A 3,257-nucleotide genomic window follows, 5' to 3' on the forward strand; every position below is an offset into this window, starting at 1 on the left:
TCGAGGCCGCCCCGCTCGCGGAGGCGCCCCCGGTCGTCGTCGCGGAGCCGCGTCAGCGACCGGCACGTCGACGCGCGACCAGGTCCACGACCGCCCCCGGGAGTGGCGATCGTTAGAGGTGTCGGGCCCGGTGGCGCGGTCGGTTTGACCTGCTGTGCCGCCGGGCCGTAACCTTGACAAGTCGCTCGTGGCGGCGCTATGTCGTCGCGCGAGAAGTCGCGGGCCGGGCCATCAAGGCCGCAGGACCGGCGATCCCGGCTGACGAGAGTCGGCCGGTCAGAGAGAACACCGCACAGTAGTTGTGGACGTCCCCGCGGCGGCCACACACCCGAGAAGCAAGGGGAAGCCCTCGATGTACGCGATCGTCAAGACCGGCGGCAAGCAGTACAAGGTCGCCGAAGGTGACCATGTCAAGGTCGAGAAGATCGAGGGTGAGGCCGGTACCTCCGTGTCCCTGTCCCCGATCCTCGTGGTCGACGGTTCGACCGTCACCTCCGCTGCCGACGCCCTGGCCAAGGTCTCCGTCTCCGGCGAGATCGTCGAGCAGACCAAGGGCCCGAAGATCCGGATCCACAAGTTCAAGAACAAGACCGGGTACCACAAGCGTCAGGGCCACCGTCAGAAGCTGACAGTGCTCAAGATCACCGGTATCAAGTAATCCACCACGGCCGCCAAGGCCACCAGCTCAGCGCCCTCGGGCGTCTTCCCTGAAGGAGGGGTTCGGACATGGCAAGTAAGAAGGGCGCATCCAGCACCCGTAACGGTCGTGACTCCAACGCGCAGCGTCTCGGCGTCAAGCGGTTCGGCGGCCAGGAAGTCAACGCCGGCGAGATCCTGATCCGCCAGCGTGGCACCAAGTTCCACCCGGGCGTGGGCGTCGGCCGTGGCGGCGACGACACGCTGTTCGCACTGGCCGCCGGTGCGGTCGAGTTCGGAACCAAGCGTGGCCGCAAGACCGTCAACATCGTGCCGGCCGGCGTCGAGGCCTGACCCGCCGACACTGACGCGATTCGCCCTCGGGGGCCGGGCGGGGTCTGATGACCCCACGCCCGGTCCCCGAGAGCATTTCCGCCACATCCGTTACGTCCCACCACCAACAGGAGGAGTCCGCATATGTCGAGATTCGTCGACCGCGTAGTGCTCCACCTCGCGGCGGGGGACGGCGGCCGTGGTTGCACGTCCGTGCACCGGGAGAAGTTCAAGCCGCTCGGCGGCCCCGACGGCGGCAACGGCGGGAGCGGCGGGGACGTGGTGCTGGTGGTCGACCCCCAGGTCCACACGCTGCTCGACTTCCATTTTCGGCCCCACGCGCGCGCCGGTAAGGGAGAGCCCGGGATGGGCGCCAACCGCAACGGCGCGCAGGGTGACGACCTCGTCCTGGCGGTGCCGCCCGGGACCGTCGTGCTGGACCAGAACGGTGAACTGCTGGCCGATCTGATCGGCGCCGGGACCCGCTTCGTGGCAGCCGAGGGCGGCAAGGGCGGGCTCGGTAACGCCGCGCTCGCCTCCAGGGCCCGCAAGGCCCCGGGGTTCGCCCTGCTCGGCGAGCCCGGCGAGGTCCGCGACCTGACCCTCGAGCTCAAGTCGATGGCCGACGTCGGCCTGGTCGGGTTCCCCTCGGCGGGCAAGTCCTCGCTCGTGTCGGTGCTGTCCGCGGCCAAGCCCAAGATCGCCGACTACCCGTTCACCACCCTGGTCCCCAACCTCGGGGTGGTCTCGGTGGGCGACGACACGTTCACCATCGCGGACGTGCCCGGCCTCATCCCGGGTGCCAGCGAGGGGCGTGGCCTGGGCCTGGACTTCCTACGCCACATCGAGCGCACGGCCGTCCTCGCCCACGTGGTGGACTGCGCGAGCCTCGAGTCCGACCGCGACCCCATCTCGGACGTCGACGCGCTCGAGGCGGAGCTCGCCGCCTACCAGCCGGAACTCGCCGACGCCGGTCTGGGGGACCTGGCCGACCGGCCGCGGGTCGTGGTGCTCAACAAGATCGACGTCCCGGACGCCGCCGACATGGCCGAGATGGTCACCGCCCACTTCGAGGCCAAGGGCTGGCCGGTCTACGCGATCTCCGCAGTCGCGCACAAGGGCCTGGACGAATTGCGATACGGGCTCTACGAGCTCATCAAGGCGCATCGCAAAGCGAACCCGCCGGCGGCGCCCGAGCGGATCGTCCTGCGGCCCAGGGCCGTCGACGTGGCCGAGTTCACCGTCCGGAAGGACCCGAACGAGGCCGGCGGTTACGTGGTCTCGGGATCCAAACCCGAGCGCTGGATCCGCCAGACCGACTTCGCCAACGACGAGGCCGTCGGCTTCCTCGCCGACCGCCTGGCCCGGCTGGGGGTCGAGGACGCGCTCATCAAGGCCGGCGCGCAGGCGGGCTGCACGGTCACCGTCGGCGACGTCTCCTTTGACTGGGAGCCACAGACCCCCGCCGGTGTGGACCTCATGCGCACGGGCCGCGGCACCGACATCCGGTTGGAGTCCGACGAGCGTGTGGGCGCCCACGAGCGCAAGTACCGCAAGCGTGTGCGCCGCGGACTGATCGACCCCGACGAGGAGATCCTGGAGTGACCGGTGAACCGGAGCTGCGGCGCCGGATCGGCACGGCCCGCCGGGTGGTGGTCAAGATCGGCTCCTCGGCCATCACGAGCTTCGGTGGCGGGATCCGCCGGCCGCAGCTCGACGCCCTGGCCGACGTCTGCCAGGCCCGCATGGCCGCGGGGTCCGACGTCTTCGTGGTCTCCTCCGGCGCGATCGGAGCTGGGATGTCCCCGCTGGGGATGACCACCCGCCCCGCCACTCTGTCCGCCAAGCAGGCGGCCGCCAGTGTGGGGCAGCTCGAGCTGGCACGGGCGTGGGGCGACTCGTTCTCCAGATACGAGCGCGTGGTGGGCCAGGTCCTGCTGACGGCGGGTGACATCGGTCGCCGGGAGAGCGCGGCCAACGCGCAGCGCACCCTGGACCGCCTCCGCACGCTCGGCGCGGTGCCGTTGGTCAACGAGAACGACACGGTGGCCACCAACGAGATCCGTTTCGGGGACAACGACCGCCTGGCCGCGCTGGTGGCCCACCTCATCAGTGCCGATGCGTTGGTCCTGCTCTCGGACGTGGACGCTCTATACGATTCCGACCCCCGTAAGGGTGACGCCACCGCGGTGACGATGGTGTCGGGCGCCGCCGACCTCGACGGGGTGGTGGCCGGGGCCGGCGGTGCGCTGGGGACCGGCGGGATGGCCTCCAAGCTCGCGGCCGCG

Annotated in this window: 4 protein-coding genes; all 4 read left to right on the forward strand. The window is 70.4% G+C overall.

The genetic code is table 11. The features are described from left to right. Nucleotides 1-352: 352 nt before the first annotated feature. On the forward strand, nucleotides 353-658 hold the full coding sequence (rplU, locus tag G6027_RS00810) for a 50S ribosomal protein L21 (RefSeq protein ID WP_017835684.1): 306 nt from the start codon (nucleotides 353-355) through the stop codon (nucleotides 656-658). A gap of 68 nt (nucleotides 659-726) precedes the next feature. Beyond that, a complete protein-coding gene (gene rpmA, locus G6027_RS00815) occupies nucleotides 727-990 on the forward strand; it encodes a 50S ribosomal protein L27 (RefSeq protein WP_182634544.1) in 264 nt (87 codons plus the stop codon). Nucleotides 991-1,113: 123 nt separating this feature from the next. Next, nucleotides 1,114-2,574, forward strand: a complete 1,461-nt coding sequence (gene obgE / locus G6027_RS00820; protein ID WP_182634545.1) for a GTPase ObgE — start codon at nucleotides 1,114-1,116, stop codon at nucleotides 2,572-2,574. Between the two features lie 14 nt (nucleotides 2,575-2,588). After that, on the forward strand, nucleotides 2,589-3,257 hold a 669-nt coding region (gene proB / locus G6027_RS00825), incomplete at its 3' end, for a glutamate 5-kinase (protein WP_187702475.1).

The sequence above is a fragment of the Dietzia sp. SLG310A2-38A2 genome, assembly GCF_014145095.1.
Classification (GTDB): domain Bacteria; phylum Actinomycetota; class Actinomycetes; order Mycobacteriales; family Mycobacteriaceae; genus Dietzia.